This is a genomic window from Deltaproteobacteria bacterium (genome assembly GCA_021737785.1).
Taxonomy (GTDB): Bacteria; Desulfobacterota; DSM-4660; order Desulfatiglandales; family Desulfatiglandaceae; genus AUK324.
On record JAIPDI010000001.1, the window covers coordinates 59,558 to 75,912 of the forward strand.

Annotated in this window: 17 protein-coding genes and 1 pseudogene; 10 read left to right on the forward strand and 8 right to left on the reverse strand. The window is 52.9% G+C overall.

Going from position 1 to position 16,355, the window contains the following annotated elements:
- The first annotated feature begins 9 nt into the window (after window positions 1-9).
- Window positions 10-1,671 (forward strand): two-component sensor histidine kinase, encoded by a 1,662-nt coding sequence (locus K9N21_00290; GenBank protein ID MCF8142336.1) that lies wholly within the window; start codon window positions 10-12, stop codon window positions 1,669-1,671.
- A gap of 44 nt (window positions 1,672-1,715) precedes the next feature.
- Window positions 1,716-2,177: a response regulator gene (locus tag K9N21_00295; protein MCF8142337.1), complete on the forward strand. Its 462-nt coding sequence runs from the start codon at window positions 1,716-1,718 to the stop codon at window positions 2,175-2,177.
- 234 nt (window positions 2,178-2,411) lie between these two features.
- On the opposite strand, the gene K9N21_00300 is transcribed toward K9N21_00295, so the two are convergent.
- A complete protein-coding gene (locus tag K9N21_00300) occupies window positions 2,412-5,120 on the reverse strand; it encodes a bifunctional acetate--CoA ligase family protein/GNAT family N-acetyltransferase (protein ID MCF8142338.1) in 2,709 nt (902 codons plus the stop codon).
- Between the two features lie 121 nt (window positions 5,121-5,241).
- The gene (locus K9N21_00305; GenBank protein MCF8142339.1) at window positions 5,242-5,697 is read right to left on the reverse strand and encodes a universal stress protein; all 456 of its coding nucleotides are present in this window, start codon (window positions 5,695-5,697) and stop codon (window positions 5,242-5,244) included.
- Between the two features lie 679 nt (window positions 5,698-6,376).
- On the opposite strand from K9N21_00305, the gene K9N21_00310 reads away from it, so the two are divergent.
- Window positions 6,377-6,646, forward strand: a complete 270-nt coding sequence (locus tag K9N21_00310) for a hypothetical protein (protein ID MCF8142340.1) — start codon at window positions 6,377-6,379, stop codon at window positions 6,644-6,646.
- Window positions 6,647-6,730: 84 nt separating this feature from the next.
- The gene (locus K9N21_00315) at window positions 6,731-7,408 is read left to right on the forward strand and encodes a CBS and ACT domain-containing protein (GenBank protein MCF8142341.1); all 678 of its coding nucleotides are present in this window, start codon (window positions 6,731-6,733) and stop codon (window positions 7,406-7,408) included.
- On the opposite strand, the gene K9N21_00320 is transcribed toward K9N21_00315, so the two are convergent.
- Window positions 7,405-7,635: a hypothetical protein gene (locus K9N21_00320; GenBank protein ID MCF8142342.1), complete on the reverse strand. Its 231-nt coding sequence runs from the start codon at window positions 7,633-7,635 to the stop codon at window positions 7,405-7,407. The genes K9N21_00315 and K9N21_00320 overlap by 4 nt on opposite strands.
- A 506-nt stretch (window positions 7,636-8,141) precedes the next feature.
- On the opposite strand from K9N21_00320, the gene K9N21_00325 reads away from it, so the two are divergent.
- A complete protein-coding gene (locus K9N21_00325) occupies window positions 8,142-8,351 on the forward strand; it encodes a hypothetical protein (protein MCF8142343.1) in 210 nt (69 codons plus the stop codon).
- A gap of 429 nt (window positions 8,352-8,780) precedes the next feature.
- On the opposite strand, the gene K9N21_00330 is transcribed toward K9N21_00325, so the two are convergent.
- Window positions 8,781-9,476 carry a nucleotidyl transferase AbiEii/AbiGii toxin family protein gene (locus K9N21_00330; GenBank protein MCF8142344.1) on the reverse strand — a complete coding sequence of 232 codons (696 nt, stop codon included), beginning with the start codon at window positions 9,474-9,476 and terminating at the stop codon, window positions 8,781-8,783.
- Window positions 9,463-10,053 (reverse strand): hypothetical protein, encoded by a 591-nt coding sequence (locus K9N21_00335; GenBank protein MCF8142345.1) that lies wholly within the window; start codon window positions 10,051-10,053, stop codon window positions 9,463-9,465. Before K9N21_00335 ends, K9N21_00330 begins: the two co-directional genes overlap by 14 nt.
- A 452-nt stretch (window positions 10,054-10,505) precedes the next feature.
- On the opposite strand from K9N21_00335, the gene K9N21_00340 reads away from it, so the two are divergent.
- The 4 genes from K9N21_00340 to K9N21_00355 all read left to right on the forward strand — a co-directional run bounded on the left by K9N21_00340 (window position 10,506) and on the right by K9N21_00355 (window position 12,441).
- Window positions 10,506-10,739 carry a DUF4258 domain-containing protein gene (locus K9N21_00340; protein MCF8142346.1) on the forward strand — a complete coding sequence of 78 codons (234 nt, stop codon included), beginning with the start codon at window positions 10,506-10,508 and terminating at the stop codon, window positions 10,737-10,739.
- A 6-nt stretch (window positions 10,740-10,745) separates the two neighbouring features.
- Window positions 10,746-10,964 carry a DUF2283 domain-containing protein gene (locus K9N21_00345; protein MCF8142347.1) on the forward strand — a complete coding sequence of 73 codons (219 nt, stop codon included), beginning with the start codon at window positions 10,746-10,748 and terminating at the stop codon, window positions 10,962-10,964.
- A gap of 627 nt (window positions 10,965-11,591) precedes the next feature.
- Window positions 11,592-11,816 (forward strand): helix-turn-helix domain-containing protein, encoded by a 225-nt coding sequence (locus K9N21_00350; GenBank protein MCF8142348.1) that lies wholly within the window; start codon window positions 11,592-11,594, stop codon window positions 11,814-11,816.
- 79 nt (window positions 11,817-11,895) lie between these two features.
- Entirely contained in the window at window positions 11,896-12,441 is a 546-nt protein-coding gene (locus tag K9N21_00355) for a flavodoxin domain-containing protein (GenBank protein MCF8142349.1), read from the forward strand.
- Window positions 12,442-12,484: 43 nt separating this feature from the next.
- Here the strand turns inward: K9N21_00355 and K9N21_00360 are convergent.
- A pseudogene (locus K9N21_00360) lies at window positions 12,485-13,679 on the reverse strand (cytochrome c3 family protein).
- 222 nt (window positions 13,680-13,901) lie between these two features.
- Between K9N21_00360 and K9N21_00365 the strand changes: the two are divergent.
- Window positions 13,902-15,206 carry a cytochrome C gene (locus K9N21_00365; GenBank protein MCF8142350.1) on the forward strand — a complete coding sequence of 435 codons (1,305 nt, stop codon included), beginning with the start codon at window positions 13,902-13,904 and terminating at the stop codon, window positions 15,204-15,206.
- Between the two features lie 178 nt (window positions 15,207-15,384).
- On the opposite strand, the gene K9N21_00370 is transcribed toward K9N21_00365, so the two are convergent.
- Both K9N21_00370 and K9N21_00375 read right to left on the reverse strand, forming a co-directional pair.
- Window positions 15,385-15,594 (reverse strand): FeoB-associated Cys-rich membrane protein, encoded by a 210-nt coding sequence (locus tag K9N21_00370; GenBank protein ID MCF8142351.1) that lies wholly within the window; start codon window positions 15,592-15,594, stop codon window positions 15,385-15,387.
- A 77-nt stretch (window positions 15,595-15,671) separates the two neighbouring features.
- The gene (locus tag K9N21_00375; GenBank protein ID MCF8142352.1) at window positions 15,672-16,226 is read right to left on the reverse strand and encodes a hemerythrin domain-containing protein; all 555 of its coding nucleotides are present in this window, start codon (window positions 16,224-16,226) and stop codon (window positions 15,672-15,674) included.
- Window positions 16,227-16,355 lie beyond the last annotated feature (129 nt).

The following is a 16,355-nucleotide window of genomic DNA, read 5'->3' on the forward strand; positions in this document are numbered from 1 at the left end:
GAGAGGCAGATGAGGAATGCCATTTATACAGGTCTTCGAAGAAAAATTACGGCCATTACTCTGGCAGTCTCCCTCGCCCCGCTCGTAGCCCTCGGGACAACGATTTACTATCAATTCTCCGGCATGTACCGCGATAAGATTCGGGAACAGATATATTACCGGGCAAGATCCCAGGCGAGGGCCGTAGACCTGTTTCTGAAGGAGAGAACCGCCATTCTGGCGGCCATGGCGGATACAAATCATTTCAACGAGATTGTCCGGGAATCAAATCTTTCAGCCATCTTCTCTATCATGAATCAGCGGGCAGGGGCCTTTGTGGACCTTGGAGTAATAGACATTGGAGGCCGGCACGCCGCCTATATCGGCCCTTACGAGCTTTCCGGCCTCAATTACTACCAGCAGCCATGGTTTGGGGAGGCCATGACCAAGGGTGTCTTCATCAGCGATGTCTACACGGGTTTCAGGAAGATCCCTCATTTCGTCATAGCGGTGAAGCGACAGGAGAACCAGCACAGTTGGATCCTGAGGGCCACCATCGATTCAGACGTCTTCGGCGCAAGCATCAAGGCGGCGCAGGTCGGCCGTACCGGGGATGCATATATCATTAATCGAGAAGGATATTACCAGACGCGGCCTCGTTTTGCAGGGGAGATTATGGAAAAATCCCCTGTCGATCCGTCCCTGTTCGGAGGTGGAACCACCATACTGGAAGGGGGTAATGGACATGGAAAACCGATGCTTTATGCCGGAAGCTGGCTCAACAACGACAAGTGGCTCCTGGTTGTCTCCCAGGAGATCCGGGAGGAAATGGCGTCGTTTTATGCCACCGGGAGTGTGGAGATCGCCATTATGCTGGCAGGTATCATGGCCATTGTCATCGTTACCGTCTTAACCACCGGAGTGACGGTGAAACGACTGAGGGAAAGCGATGAACGGATTGATGAACTCAACGCCCAACTGGTACAATCGGACAAGCTGGCGGCCTTAGGTAAAATGGCCGCCGGGGTTGCCCATGAGATAAACAATCCCCTTGCGGTGATACTTCAGAAGACAGGCTGGATAGAGGATCTCTTGGAGGAGGAAGATCTGGCTCAGAGCAAGAGCCACGAAGAGCTGAAGGCCTCCATTGCCAAGATAGAAGAGCATGTGGAACGTGCCAGAAAAGTGGTGCATGGCATGCTGGGATATGCCAGGAAGATGGAACCGAGGTTGGAGGATGTGGATGTCAACGAAATCATCAGGCAGACCATCTCTCTTCTGGGTAATTATGCCAGGATCAACAACATAGAGATCAAAACGGATTTCGCAGAGGAACTTCCGATCATAGCCAACGATCAATCCCAGCTTCAACAGGTCTTTTTAAATATTATCAGCAACGCGATTGACGCAATCGGTAAAGATGGGCATATAGTGGTCAAGAGCCAGCGGGATGGTCCCTTGATAGCTGTTGACATAACGGACACAGGACCCGGAATTCCCCCTGAGCAGAAAAAAAGGGTGTTCGATCCTTTCTATACCACCAAAGATCCCGGCAAAGGAACGGGGCTGGGTCTGTGGATCAGTTACACCATAATGAAAAAGATGGGCGGCGACATCCATCTTGAGACAGAGGCCGGGAAGGGCACCACCTTTACCATAAAGATACCGGCAGTGGCGCCTGAGAAGAAATAATCATCGTCGGTTGGGTCATGCGTAGCGAAAGGAGGGAGGAGCAAATGGATCTTTTTAGAGTACTTGTTGTGGATGACGAAAAGGATTTTCTGGAGACCCTGGTGAATCGTCTCAAGAAGAGGAATGTGGATGCCATCGGGGTCCTGAGCGGCGAGGCTGCCGTCGAAGAGATGAAAAAGCAGCTTTTTGACGTGGTGATACTGGATGTGAAGATGCCCGGAGGGATGGACGGCATCGAGGCCCTGCGAGAGATGAAAAAAATACAACCCCTGTGCGAGGTCATCCTGTTGACCGGGCATGCTTCTGTTGAAACGAGCATCGAGGGGATGAAGTTGGGGGCCTTTGACTATCTGCTGAAACCCGTAAGGCTGGAGGACCTGATGATCAAACTCGGGCAGGCCTTTGAAAAAAAGAACGCCCACGAACAGAAGATACGGGGGGCAAGGATCAAACAGCTCATGCGGTTTCCGGGAAGGGTCTTTGATCAGGAAAAGGAGGATGCCTAACCATACCCACAAATCCCCTTTCTGAAGCCCCTGGGAATAGGCCTGCGGTCGGTCGTCAGCGCCGAGGGCTTTTGCTTCTCAGATGCGATGACCCAACCAGGGGTCCGTCGGCGGAGGATCGGCTGTGAGTGTCCGGCCTTGAAACTTACGGACATATGTCTATGAAGGGATAAAGAACCTTTTTCAAATGGAGGGCTCCTTCCGGATACGGCTGGCGGGTATTCCTTCAGGATGTCATTTTGTTGCCTGCCCGCCGCCTTGGTTGTCATCCCCTTGGCCGGATAATCGCAATGCCACCCGGTAGACGCGACGATCTTCCGAAGGCCTTATGGAGAAGCCCAGCTTTTGTGCAAGGTTCAGCATGGTCTTGTTTTCGGGAAGCACCAGCCCCCAGATTTCTTCCATTCCCCTCTCCTTTCCGATAGCCAGGAGATCCTCCATGAGACGGGCCCCGATACCCAGCCCCTGCCAACTGTCCCCGATGACTACGGCGAATTCGCCCCGTTCTCCGCCGGGCTCCACCATCAGCCTGGCCACACCGAGAAGCCTTTCTTCTCCGTCCCGGTGCTCCACGGCCACCAGGGCCATATCGCGGTCGTAGTCTATCTGGGTGAACAGCGAAACCATCTGAGGGGGCAACGCCTTTAGAGGACTCAGAAACCGGTAGTACACCGACTTCCTTGAAAGGGTGCTGAAAAGCTGGATCAGTAAAGATGCATCCTCCGGTTTTATGGGCCGGATGCCGTAAGGTCGGCCATCCCGGGTAACGGCATCGGATTCATATTGTTCGGGATAGGGGCTGATCACCAGATGGGAAGGTGCCTTCACCGCCGTGGGAGTGACAACCACCCTCGCATCAACGGCAACTGCCTCTTTACCCCTGAGGATCAGCGGATTGATATCCAGTTCCCACACCTCAGGCAGATCGGTGAGGAGCTGAGAAAGACGTATCAGGATTTCCTCCAGGAGGGGCATATTTGCGGCCTCCCTGTTTCGGAATCCCTTCAGGACCTGATAACAGAGGGTTTTTTCCATGAGCCGCCGGGCGAGCAGCCGGTTGAGAGGAGGAAGTCCCAGGGCCCTGTCTTTGAAAATTTCGGTCATCACGCCGCCCATGCCGAAGAGGATCACGGGGCCGAATTCCGTGTCCTGCTTGGCGCCGACGATGAGTTCATGTTCTCCACCCAGGATCATCGGCTGGAGGGTCGCTCCATCGATCTCCGCCTCCGGAAAGTGTTGCCTTGCGCCTTGGATAATTTTTTGAAAGGCGGAGGCAACGGCGCGGTCGCCTTCGAGATTCAATAACACCCCTCCGATATCGCTCTTATGGGTGATCTGTCGCGACAAGACCTTCATGACGACCGGACCCCTCATTTCCCTGGCTGCTGAGACAGCGGCCTCAGCAGAGGCGACCGCTCGAGTCGGATTCACCGGGATCCCATAAGCGCAAAGAAGGGCCTTCGATTCCATCTCCGTGAGAAGTCCGCCTCCTTTTTCCAGGACAGGGGTCAGAATGTCTCTTGCCTTGTTTCGATCAAACAGGAGGGTCGTTTCAAGTCTCGGGGGGACCTCTCCCAGCAGCTCCAGCTCCCTGGCATATCTCCGGAGATGGACAAAGGCCCTGACCGCCCTTTCAGGGGTGTCGTAGGTCGGGATGCCGGCGCGGTTGAGGAGTTGCCTCGGCTCCCTGGCGCTCTTCCCCCCCATCCACACGCCCAGAACCGGATAATGGGGGCCGGCCCCGAGACGTTCCACAAGCGCCCTGGCCACCTCGGTTCCAGGGGTCAGGGCCTGGGGGACAAAGATGATGAGAAGGGCCTGAATCTCCCGGGCCTCCAGCATGATTCCGACCACCTTCCGCCATCGTTCAATGGTGGCGTCTCCCAGCATATCGATGGGATTCCCCCTGCTCCAGTAGGAAGGGAGCACGCCATTCAGCTGCTGGATGGTTGAGGATTCGAGTTGGGCGGGCACCAGACCGCTGGTTGCCAGGGCATCGGCGGCCATTACGCCGGGGCCCCCGCCGTTTGTCAGGATGGCAAGGCTGGATCCCTTGGCCGGGGTCTGTTTGGCAACGAGTTCCGCACAGTCGAATAGCTCCTGAATGGTATCCACACGTATGATTCCGGCGCGTTCAAAGGCGGCATCATAGATGGCGTCTTCTCCGGCCAGCGCCCCCGTGTGTGAGGAGGCGGCCTTGGCCCCTGCCGGGGACCTTCCGGATTTGAGCACGATGATCGGCTTGAAGCGGGTCACTGTCCTGGCCGCGCTCAGAAATTTTCTGACGCGGCTGAGCTGCTCTATGTATAGGAGGATGCTGCTCACCTCCGGGTCATGCCCGAAATAATTGATGAGATCGCCGAAATCCACGTCAAGCATGGACCCCACGCTGACAAAATACCGAAATCCGATGCTCTCTTCAAAGGACAGATCCAGAATCGCCGAGCAGATCGCACCACTCTGAGAGAGGAAGGCAATCCGTCCGGGAAGCGGCATCTCTTCGGCAAAACTTGCATTGAGTCCCGGTTCAGCCGCGATGATCCCCATGCAGTTGGGACCTACGATACGGATCTTGCCCTTGGCGGCCGCTTTCTGGATCTCTTTTTCACTCCTGATCCCTTCCTTGCCGATTTCTTTTCCCCCGGCAGAAATGACAATCGCACCGCCCACCTGTTTTTGGGCGCACGCCGCCAGGACCTCCGGGACGGTATTGATGGGGGTGGCGATCACCGCCAGGTCCAGCGGCGCTTCGATGGCCGATATGGAAGGATAGACAACCGCTTTTCCCAATGCCTTGCGGTGGGGATTGACAGGATAGACCCTGCCCTTGAACCTCCCTGTGGTCAGGTTTCTCCACAGGGCATGCCCGATGGTTCCCTCCCTGTCGGTTGCACCGACAAGGGCCACGGACGTGGGCCTGAAAACCCTGTCGAGATTAACCATGCTCATACGAAGCCCCTCCCCCCGGCCCGCCCTCCCGACTCGGTTCGATATTCGGGCGACAGGGCCGCGGCACTCTCCTGCATCAAAAAACGGAATTCAGCTGTCCGCTTTTTTCTCAAGATTATGGGTGCCTCTCCCGGATGCTGAGAACAGGACGCCTGGCAAGCCGAACGACCTTTTCTGCGACCGAACCGAAGACAAGGCGTTTTAATCCGGTTTGGCCCCGGGTGGCGATGACGATAACGTCCACGTTTTCATTTTCGGCGGTATTCACAATCTGATCGGCGGGATCGCCCGAAGATAATATCCTGCGGGTCGAAACACGTTCAGGTATCCTCTTTCCGATTTGCTCTTCCAGGACCTTCATCGACGATGCTTCCATTACCTTCTGATATTCCTGAACATTGAAGGCTGCTGGGCTCCTGTACTCCGTTGCGATAACCGGAATCGGCGCTACGACGTGGATGACGATCAGCTCGGAGGAAAAATGCAAGGCCAGTTCGGTGGCCACTTCCAACGCCTCAAAAGATGGATCGCTGAAATCCGTAGGACATAGGATCTTTTTTAAAGGCAACATGTAGACCTCCTTTCTTGGGTGGACAATGTGGATAAGATAATGTGGTCCATGGCATGTCGGGTGGAAAGCAGTGCGGTCCGCTCCCCGCCTTATCCCATCCCTGATGAAATGCAACACCTGTGCCTTTCCTGTCAGGGGGTCTGCAAAGCTGCCGTGGATCGCTGCAAAAGGATCTCCTCATGTCGCACCGCACCGGGGGAGCAGCAAATCCATCTCCTGTTTCCGAAAACAGGCAGCCGTCTAAGTCACTAAAAGAATTTGTTTTTGACAAAGTTTCCATTGTCCATGATTTTCTTTATCTCTTCTAATCTCAAAAATCTGCTGTCTATCAAATTTGCAGAAATCATTTGAAGCTCAGGGGGGAACTGAATGATCTATTCCGGAAAGTCTCACGCTGCGGTTTACAGTTAGTAAAAGAAATCGACACATGTCGCTGTGAATCGAATCCCAAACATATTTGTGCTCTATGAAAAACAATAGGATTTCAATTAATTGGGATCTTACTCCCTCTTTTTCTTCTGTTGGCACATCGGTTGCTAGAGAATGACAGAAGAGAAGATGCGTGGATACGTCGCGCGACCCATATACTCATTTAACGTCGGTACGAGAAGAGGGGGAAGGCATTCCCCGGAGGTCGCTGCAATCATTTTCATCCGCTTGAGGGAAAGGGGGTGTCAGCATGGACTCCGAGTTCAAGATACTTACGCATGTAAACGGTGACTACCTGCATCTCAAACTCATAGGAAAATTCAACGGCGTTTCGGCCAGGCAACTGATCGATTTGCTCTGGCGGTATGTACGAAATGTATCGACCGTTATTATTCACACCAGTTCCTTGGTAAAGGATATTCAATTCGCCCAGGATGAGTTCAGGGATGATCTTCTGTTTCTGAGGAAACAACCTGTCCGATTTATCGTCACAGGTGAATTTGCTTCACTGTTCAGTTGAGGCATTCGATAATCGCGTTGGATAAGACAGCCGATCCGGGGATGAAAGATATCCCGGTCGCATAAAGGAAAGGGAGGTGCTGCAATGTTGGTAAAAGACTGGATGACAAAGACGGTCATCACTGTCGATGCGAATGACTCCATGCATGAGGCCATGGGGTTAATGAAAAAGCATATGATCTCCATGTTGCCTGTTATGAAAAGGGGCAAGTTGGTGGGAATCGTTACGGACAGGGATATGAAAAGGGCCTCTGCATCCGATGCCACCACCCTGGAAATGCATGAGTTGCTTTATTTGATTTCAAAAATCGCAGTCAAGGACATCATGACCAAAGAACCGGTGACCATACCCTTTGATTTTACGGTTGAAGAGGCCGCCGAGATATTAATGAAAAACAGGATATCCGGCGCCCCGGTGGTGGATCGGGAAGGCCGGGTGGTGGGGACCATTACCAAGGGAGACATCTTCAGGGTCCTGGTTTCTCTGACCGGTGTGGGGCAACGGGGGATCCAGTTTGCCTTCCAGGTGGAAGACCGCTCAGGGTCCATCAAAGAGGTCGCGGATATCATCCGGAGTTACGGGGGCCGAATGGTGAGCATTCTGAGCACATACGAACATGTTCCCAAAGGCTTCAGAAAGGTATTCATCAGGATGTATGGGGTGGATCGGGACAAACTTCCCCGTCTCGAAGAGGAACTCCGACAAAAAGCCGAACTCCTCTACGTGGTGGATCACCGGGAAAACAGGAGAGAAATCTTTTAGTGCGCAACATTCGCAGCCCGTCCCTGCGCCTCTCCTGGTGCCGCCGGGCTGATGGTGCCCATACTTATTGATTCGTTGGGCATGGCCTTATTTCCCCTGATAAACTCCTGAACAAGTCGGGGCTTTCCCACCGCCTTCAGGCCATAGACGGGGATGAACCGGAATCCAGGGACTTGGGAGGCCCTTTCCAGGGCCGCCGGCGCCGCTTTCCCATCCACAAATTTCATATGGGCTTACCTCAGATTTCTGTGCCTTTGAGAGGAGGCTCGCGCCCATGGGTCAAGTTTCACGTCAAAAGAACCTCACAGGTAACACCACGATTCGCAGAAGACTCTTCTTTCTTCTTTATATTCTCCTAATTCCGATATTATCGGTACAACTGCTTATTTATCGAGACCGCATCAAAGATCTCTCTAATTCCGCGCTAAGATCCAATATGGAGGTGGCACGCGCGGCCGCCACATCCGCTTATTCATTCGTCCAAAATATTGCCTTATATCAAAGAGGAATCTCGTTTCTCCTCATTTCTCGGAACTCTCTGAAAGTCGACCCCATCTCGGGTGGGATCTCTAACCTGATTTTGACGGTCGATGGAAATGTGCGACTGCAATCTATTGTTGGAAGAGTTCAGCCCAAGTTGCCGGAGAAATGATCGAGCTTTGCGGTCTTGGACTTTCAACGAGAAGCCGGGGGCAATTCTCGGGCCAGAACACCCATACCGGGAAGCGGGCATATGACGGCGATGAAGGTAAAAGCGCTTTTCAAGGAGTACTTGAAGGAGTTATCCGATACAACCCTGCGGGGGGACGCACGTGAGGAAAGCTTCTATCCGGCCCTGGCGAACCTGTTTCACGAGGTCTCCGAGACCACCGACCGCTCCCATGTCCCTGTCACCACCCTTCCCAAACCCACGGACGCGGGCAACCCCGACTTCCGCCTCTAGAACGGCACAGACCGAATCATCGGGTACATCGAGGCCAAAAGGCCCACTGAGGAATGGCTCGATCTCATTGAAGGCACTGACCAGCTTCGGCGCTACCGGTCCACCTTTCCCAACCTCATCCTGACCAACTTCCTCGAATTCCGCCTGTACCGGAACGGCGAACTGGTGGAAACGATCCTTTGCGGCCGGCCCGTGGTACTCAACAAACTCGGCATGGCCCCGCCCATGACGGGTATGGGCGTGTCGCCAAGGGCTATGGATATCACAGGATTTTTGAGCTTGACGATGTTCTGGGTTTTGACATAAGGAATAGGATAATACACGCGGATGGGATTTTTTGAATTCGATGCAGCGTTCTCATCAAGGAACCGTAGGCATATCTCACGTTTTCGATGTCCGGAATTTTTTGAGTTTTAAAAAGATACACCTTTACATCTGCTTTTTGATCAGCCGCTCAAGGTCGGCAAGGAAGGATGTCTGTATCCAGTTCCTGTAATCCTGATTTAAAAGCTTACCGGTGTCTCGAAGGATTTTCTTGGGATCTGCTGTCTTGACCGTATTCAACAGGGCCTGAAAAAACGCCGAACGATTCTCAAACGCTCGCGCTATCATGGCTTCATCCAGGGGGTATGCGCCGTTCAGGATAAACCAGGTATCAAAGATGTCTCTGCCGGCCTGGCGGTCAAGATACGTGAGAAGCTTCTCTGTCATTAAGAAGGAGGGCTCCAGCGTGACGATGGGCACGCCTCTGAGGGGGAGAATGGCGGTTTTGAGTTCCTTTTCCCTGGTGGAGATTTCAATTTTTATATGGAAATTTCTGTCAGGCCCCCTGAATCGCAGCTCTACAAGGATTGTGTGGTATTTTAGGGCGTTGTCGGTTACCTCCCAGCGTTTCTTTGTGCAAAGGCTTTTGATGATGCCGATAAGCCCATCGGGCAATCCCCCTGGAAGGACATCATAATCGATATCCTCGGAGTAACGGGGCAGATCATAGAAAAGCTTGAGTGCCGTTCCCCCCTTAAAGGCGATTTGTGAACCGGCATCGGATTTGGCCAGGGCCTGAACAACCTCTATGATGACGTTTTCCCGGTACTGATTGAAAAAATCCTGTTTATTTGGCTTCATAGTTCTGCTTCCTGAAAAAACGAACCAGTTCTCTCACCCTGTCAGGATAAAAACGGCCGTAATATGTGAGAATGTCCGTATCCAGTCTGCCCATATTCACGTCTTCCGGGAGGAGTTCGACAAGCCCTTTTGTCCGCATATATAGACTGTCCAGGAAGGCCTTTTCCGGATCGGCAATGTAAAAATCTTCGACCTGCACCTGTCCGAAACGCATCAGCGGGGGCGCTATGCGCCGATAAACAAATGTGGTGTTTTCGACTTGATACTGATAACTCTTAAGTGCCGTGGAAAAAACAATCTGTGGAACCTGAACAATCAGTCCCCAATAATTGAGAGCCGATTCCAATGAAACGACAGATGGTTGGCATAGGGCGTTCGCTAAGGAAAACAGGGAGTACTTTCTGTTGATAAGGGCATAGAGATCACGACGAATGCGGGTGAGTACGCCCCGTTTGACAAGTCTGGTCGTGATCGTCCGGGTGCTCTCCCTTGATGCCTCAAAAATGACCTGGAGGGACGACGTCGTGAAAAACGGAGTGTCGGCACTCAATAATCTGGAGATCTTGTCGCCTGCCATGGCCAATAACGTTCCTGGTAAATAAACACTTTTGTTTATTTATTATTATCCTAATTGGGAGTATTTGTCAAGTCTCTTCGGAGCAGTCTGTGGTCTCAGAGGAAAAAGGCAGCCACATGCCCATAGAACTATCGCATCGACGGATATATGGTCTGCGAGAAATGGCTCAAGAATCGGTGGGAGCGGCGTCTGGAACTGGACGACATCCGCACCTATTGCCGCATTGTAACTGCCTTGAAACTCACCATCGACATTCAAACAGAAATTACCGCCTTATACCCAGAGATTGAACAAGCACGCCTATCGTTGCCCGCCTGAGAAAGAGATCTGGCCGCAGGAGACGATCGAATTGGTCCGATTTTATAATTTTATATCCTGATTGGCAAACTGTCAGAAAATGTAAACACTTTCCTGTTGCCGACCGGCCATAAGAACTGATAACATGTTTATAAATGAAACCCATCACATATACCCGGCACGCAAAAAACAGAATGCGGTGGCGCAGGATTCCAAAAGCCGATGTGGCATCCGCGATTGCTTCTCCTGATTTTGAGGAGCCTTCGCTCGAGGACCGAAGGAATGTGTGGAAGAAGTTTTCAGCTAAATATCTAAGGGTTACCTATAAGGAATCAGAAGAAAGCATACTTGTTGTGACCGCAGTCAACAAGACCAAGAGTTGGAGGTGATCGGACATGCGCATTGAGTACGATAGAGAAGCCGACGCACTGTATATCCAGTTACGGGATGTATATGTGGAAGATAACATCGATGTTGAAGAGGGCATTTCCATCGATCTGGACAAAGAGCGGCATGTGGTGGGTATCGAAATCCTGGATGCAAGTAAGAAATTGACATCGCGGGATATGGCGAACATAACAATTGAAAATCTCCCCTTGGAAAAAGCCGCCTGAAGTATCCTATCGAAAGCGGTCTCCAACTCCGCTCCCTGCCGATAGAAGCCTGCAGACTTGAGGCGGCGTCAAGGCCCTGAATCCTGAAGACTACGAGCAATGACAAGGATATTCTTCATGACCATGGCAGCCGCCAAAGCCCAGTCCGACAGCCGCTCGACCCCCTCCTGGCGATCAAGGAGGATATTGGCAATCAGGATACCCAATATCTTGTGGCCGTCGGACAGGCACGCTAGAAATTTAGGCCTGGGGCTATGTAAGGTTATCAGGTTCTTGATGGGTCAAAATTTTTGAGATTTCCAAAACATAGCTTTCTGCTTCAGATAGTTGCTAGACGCGATCCGTTCTAACGTTCGGTCAAGCCTCTGTGGTCATGGATATACCATCTCCGGCTACCACCCTATGCATCTTCGAACCTCCCACAGCCTCGCGACCCCATACCCATCAACAGAGATGTCACAACCACCTTTTTGGCGCGGAACAGTTCTGGTATCGCTCTATTCGTCTTTGTCCCGCACCATCTCACTTACCCCCTCTCTAAACTTAATCCTATTTTTGCTTGCCTATTAAAACATATCATGGTATAAGCCATTCATTCTAAAATAACCCGCAAATCGAGGAGGTCCCATGGCTCAAATCATGACCACCAAGGAAATGTCAGCTTATTTGAAACTCCATGAAATCACCATCTGCAAGTATGCTGCTGAGGGTGTAATCCCAGCGATCCGCATCGGGCGAGTCTGGCGCTTTGATAAAGATGAGATCGACAGATGGATCGCGGAAGGACCCCAACTGAAGGCAAAAAAAACCAAAAAGACAAAAACACGCTCCCGAAAACCAAGGAATAAATAATAGACAAAGATCTACGGTCCATATCCAACTTAGAAGGATCGAATCAATCCTGTCATCAGGAGAATGCACGAGGGAAACGATGAAGGCGCTTGTTCTGTACGATTCATTGGGTGGCAACACGGAGAAGGTCGCGGATATGATTTACAACACATTACGCCAGGGAGGATTGGAGAGCGAACTCATCAAAGTTTCAACAGATACAGATATGGATCTTTATGAATATGACCTATTGTTTCTGGGTTCTCCGGTCATAGCCTGGGGTCCGACTGATACGATGAAAGAGTTTGTCATGAGAAAACTCCGCGAGTACCATAAATCAAGGATAAAACCCTCCGCCCCGATCAGACCCGGGAAGTTCGCCGTCAGCTTCTGCACGTTTTCAGGCACTCACATCGGAGAGAATGAGGCAGTGCCCCTCACGAAATGGTTCAGCTCATTCCTGGGGCATTTAGGGTGCCAGGTAATGGCTGAGTGGCACATCGTGGGCCAATTCCATAACAAGGAGGAGGCCAATATCCATGGCAGGTTGGGTGATATACGCGGTCGCCCCAACGAGAATGACCTGATGGACGTCGAAAACCGCGTTAAAGGCCTTTTGGCGGGGCTGGCGTCTTGGATGGCATAACGGATTCTTCTTGTTGCCCCCGGTTATGCGTCCTCGTCATCATTCATTTTTCTTGCTTTTCGGGAAATACCGCTGTCGGTCGTTGGGTGCTGCCAGTAGCGTTGGGATAATTGGGGTAGACATAGGCCTTCTTCCCGGTCTTGAGGAGATGGTCGGCCTCTTCGTTAGATTCATTAAACCTGGATTTGACCTCGTAAAACCCGTGCCACCACGCATAATCCGGGACCATCATCATGGCGCCCATGCGGGCCCGCCTCCCCTCGTGGTGCCAGAGTTCGTAGAATTGAAGCTCCAGGTGCTCGTCGAAATACCGGGTCTTATCCAGGAGTCCCTTACTGTACAGTTCATCCAATTTGACCTTGGCCGGCGTGTAGTAGATCTCATTATATTCTTCCACCGCCTTGTCGAACCCCGCATAAAAATCATCGACCCATGAGTTCCCGTGGCACTGGAGACACACGGCCTTCATCTTATCCCGTTCCACCTTCCAATCCGTTTTGGCGGGAAAAAGCCTGGAAGTCCTGGGGACGGACGGTCAAAGGGGCCTGGGTCTCCCAGGACAGTCGTTCGGTCACGTCATGACTGGTGAGGACCTTGCCGCTCCCGGACATATGGCAGGCCGCGCAGGTGGGTGCCCGATAGTCGACCCCAGGGGTCCAGGTCCCCCCGGCCGCGTCAAAATTATACTCGTTCTTGTAGGCGTGATACAGGGTTCCGTGCTTGGACTCTTCATAGATCTCGATCTGGGGATGGTCAGGACCCAGATGGCACTGGTCGCAGGCCTCGGGCATGCGGGCCTCGGCCACGGAGAAGCGGTGCCGGGTATGGCACGAGGTGCAGGACCCTTTGCTGCCGTCCAGGTTGATCCGTCCCACGCCCACGTTGGGCCAGGTCTGGGGATCGAGGTCGCCCTTATTGTCGATCTTAATCACCGTGCCGTGACAGGTAAAACAACCGGTCTTCCGCTCATTGTCGGAGTTCATGCCGTCTTTCAGCCAGGAATCGATCTTCCAGATGATCTCGATGGTGTTGGCGTGCTTGGACCGGTTGTATTGCATCACTTCATCGGGATGGCAGCGGGAGCAATCCCTGGGCGTTGCAATGGATGCGACAGGGACCTTGTATTTGGCTTCGCCGTAGGGCAGATCGGACCGGTTGTAATACTGCTCATGTCCCTTGGCCATGTCCTCATCCCCAGGTTGGACCAGATGACAGTAGGAGTTTTGTGCTGTTGTCATAAACGGTTGTGACCCGCTACCTCATTTCATCGTCAGATGGGCATACCCATGCATTCGGCACTCAGCATGCTGGAACAGGTTTTGACATAGGTCAGCAGAAGGTGTATAAAAACAGAGAGCATCGAGTGGGCGTGGGCGAGGCGGATCTTTCTTGAATTCCCGATATGGGCCATGTGGCGAGACATCAGTCGCTTTTTCAACCTTTATTTATGGAGGCAGGCTATGAAACGGCGCAGGTATTTCGGATGGATGGTTTTAGGGGTTTTCTGGGCAATTTCAATCTCCGGTGGGGCCATGGCGGCGGAGGGCGACAAAGATCCCTGTATCGCCTGCCACCAGAAGGTGTCTCCCGGACAGGTGGCCGACTGGCAGGCCAGCCAACATAGCAAAGAGGATGTGGGATGTATCGCGTGCCATGGGGAAAAGCACACTACCGCAGAGGACTATAAACTGGCGGTGCTTCCGGACGAGAAGCTGTGCGCCCAGTGTCATGAGGACCAGTTCAACCAGTTCGTCAAGGGAAAGCACAATCTGGGCTGGTCGTCCCTCATGGCTTTGCCCGTCTCCCACCTGGAGCCGAACGAGTTGATCGAAGGGGGCCGGGGATGCGGCGGGTGTCACAACATGGGGGTCAAGAGCGAGGCCCAAAAGCAGGAGCAGGCGAAACTGGGCTATCGATATCAGAACAATTCCTGTGATGAATGCCATACCCGCCATGCCTTTTCCAAGAAGGAGGCCTTGAATCCGAGGGCCTGTCAGCAGTGTCACATGGGGTTTGACCATCCCCAGTGGGAGCTGTGGAGCAGCTCCAAACACGGGGCCCGCGCCCTCATTAAGGAGGTGGGCGACCTCCCCGATGGCGCCAATGCGCCAAAATGCCAGACCTGCCACATGCCGGACGGAAGCCACGACAACCACACGGCCTGGGGGTTTCTGGCAGTGCGGCTCCCCCTGCCTGAAGGCCCGCAGTGGAAACAGGATCGCATCACCATCCTCAAGGCCCTGGGGGTGCTTCATCCCGAGACCGGGGAACCCACTGCCCTGCTGGATGCGGTGAAGGCCCTGGATCTGGCCCGGCTGACCCGGGAGGCCTGGCAGACCGAGCGGGATAAGATGCTCAAGATCTGTGCCCAGTGCCACTCCAAGTCCTACGCGCAAAAGCAGTTGGAAATGGGGGATGGCATGCTGCGACAGGCGGATCGACTCATGGCCCAGGCCATCGAGATCGTGGCCGGGCTCTATCGGGAAGGCATTATCCAGAAACCCGCAAGCTATCCATACAACTATCCCAACCTCCTGTTTTTCATGCGCACCGGGGGCGGCGACCTTACTAAGCTCTCGCATATCGATCAAACCCTCTTGAAGATGTATCTCAAGCACCGGATGCGCACCTTTCAGGGCTTTTTCCATATCAACCCGGACTATGCCTACTGGTACGGTTGGGCCGGGATGGTGGAGGATCTGGGCAAGATACAGGAGACCGCCAGGCTCATGCGGGCGACCCACGCCAAGAAATTACAAAAATGAGGGCGTGAAGGGGTTTTAGACTCTTTGACTGTAACTTCTACGCAACGTGCGGAGAAGTTTTGGTGAACCGCGCAAAGGACGCGAAGAGGTCTTGATGGGTTCGTTCTGATCCTGAAAGAAAGCTCAGGATCAGAACACACCAGGCTCTAAGAGGCATACCCCGGCATCATGAACTGATTCATTTTTCATTTTGCTGGGTGCCAGTCTCACGGGGTCGAATCACGGATTGCTGGTTGAGCGGACACCCGGATCTTTGCCCGCATGATTCACAGCCGCTGGTACAATCGATCCCTTCTCCTTTACCTGGCTTGAACTTTTTCCAATTTCTCCGGATGATGTACAGTGCTGCGAGGATCACAATCAATACTACGGTGATTTTTTGCCACATGGTCAATCCCTTACAATAAAGAACGGTATTGGCCGTTATCAGCTTTCTCTGCGTCGCGCGTTGCTTCCTGTTAGGGGTCAGTCGAGGTATTCATCCTGCAATCGATGCAAGAGCGCATGGAATTCCCCATGCTTGCCCACGCCGATACGCTCTTTCTCGAGGCGTTCGAAGGCCTCGATAAGCTCGATATCTGAATTTGCATCCAGTTTTTCATCCGCCATGGGAAACAGAACGGTGTTTTCCTTGACGATATGCTGACTGAGCAACGTCACATACTCACCTACGATCGCCTGAACCCCGGCTTCGTTCGATACGGCGCCCGATTGAAGGGCCGCCAATGCGCCTTTGAGCCGCGAAACAAGCACGCGTCCCTTCTCGTGCTCTTTCAGCATAACGCCTATGGGGCCACCCTCTCGAGGCACGCCCGCCGCCTCCAGTGCCGGGAACAGAAACTCCTCTTCCTTGCCGTGATGGCATTTGTCCACAAAAACAGTAAGGAATTCCATGATGCCGCTAAGGTGGTCTGGCGCGACCTGTTGACCCTGATCGAGTCTGGTCGATACAGACTGAAGGATGTTCAGCATCAGTTCGATGCCGTGGTGTTCTTTCTTAAGTTCGTCGGTCGCTTGCATTGGCGTCTCCCTTTATCGGTTGGTGTTAGCCAGGGCGTTGTCTCCCAGGTTCATGAATTGTCGGTCGCTTTCTCCTTTTTATGTCTTGACATCACGTATTTCTTCAGAGCAACCGCTTGATTGTACCGG

Bases quoted from the DNA above. Each gene is read 5' to 3' on its own strand.
- K9N21_00305 (MCF8142339.1), bottom strand. From the start codon at position 5,697: ATGTTGCCTTTAAAAAAGATCCTATGTCCTACGGATTTCAGCGATCCA.
- K9N21_00345 (MCF8142347.1), top strand. From the start codon at position 10,746: ATGCGCATTGAGTACGATAGAGAAGCCGACGCACTGTATATCCAGTTA.
- K9N21_00330 (MCF8142344.1), bottom strand. From the start codon at position 9,476: ATGAAGCCAAATAAACAGGATTTTTTCAATCAGTACCGGGAAAACGTC.
- K9N21_00355 (MCF8142349.1), top strand. From the start codon at position 11,896: ATGAAGGCGCTTGTTCTGTACGATTCATTGGGTGGCAACACGGAGAAG.
- K9N21_00350 (MCF8142348.1), top strand. From the start codon at position 11,592: ATGGCTCAAATCATGACCACCAAGGAAATGTCAGCTTATTTGAAACTC.
- K9N21_00300 (MCF8142338.1), bottom strand. From the start codon at position 5,120: ATGGTTAATCTCGACAGGGTTTTCAGGCCCACGTCCGTGGCCCTTGTC.
- K9N21_00340 (MCF8142346.1), top strand. From the start codon at position 10,506: ATGAAACCCATCACATATACCCGGCACGCAAAAAACAGAATGCGGTGG.
- K9N21_00365 (MCF8142350.1), top strand. From the start codon at position 13,902: ATGAAACGGCGCAGGTATTTCGGATGGATGGTTTTAGGGGTTTTCTGG.
- K9N21_00295 (MCF8142337.1), top strand. From the start codon at position 1,716: ATGGATCTTTTTAGAGTACTTGTTGTGGATGACGAAAAGGATTTTCTG.
- K9N21_00335 (MCF8142345.1), bottom strand. From the start codon at position 10,053: ATGGCAGGCGACAAGATCTCCAGATTATTGAGTGCCGACACTCCGTTT.
- K9N21_00290 (MCF8142336.1), top strand. From the start codon at position 10: ATGAGGAATGCCATTTATACAGGTCTTCGAAGAAAAATTACGGCCATT.
- K9N21_00310 (MCF8142340.1), top strand. From the start codon at position 6,377: ATGGACTCCGAGTTCAAGATACTTACGCATGTAAACGGTGACTACCTG.
- K9N21_00375 (MCF8142352.1), bottom strand. From the start codon at position 16,226: ATGCAAGCGACCGACGAACTTAAGAAAGAACACCACGGCATCGAACTG.
- K9N21_00320 (MCF8142342.1), bottom strand. From the start codon at position 7,635: ATGAAATTTGTGGATGGGAAAGCGGCGCCGGCGGCCCTGGAAAGGGCC.
- K9N21_00325 (MCF8142343.1), top strand. From the start codon at position 8,142: ATGACGGCGATGAAGGTAAAAGCGCTTTTCAAGGAGTACTTGAAGGAG.
- K9N21_00315 (MCF8142341.1), top strand. From the start codon at position 6,731: ATGTTGGTAAAAGACTGGATGACAAAGACGGTCATCACTGTCGATGCG.
- K9N21_00370 (MCF8142351.1), bottom strand. From the start codon at position 15,594: ATGTGGCAAAAAATCACCGTAGTATTGATTGTGATCCTCGCAGCACTG.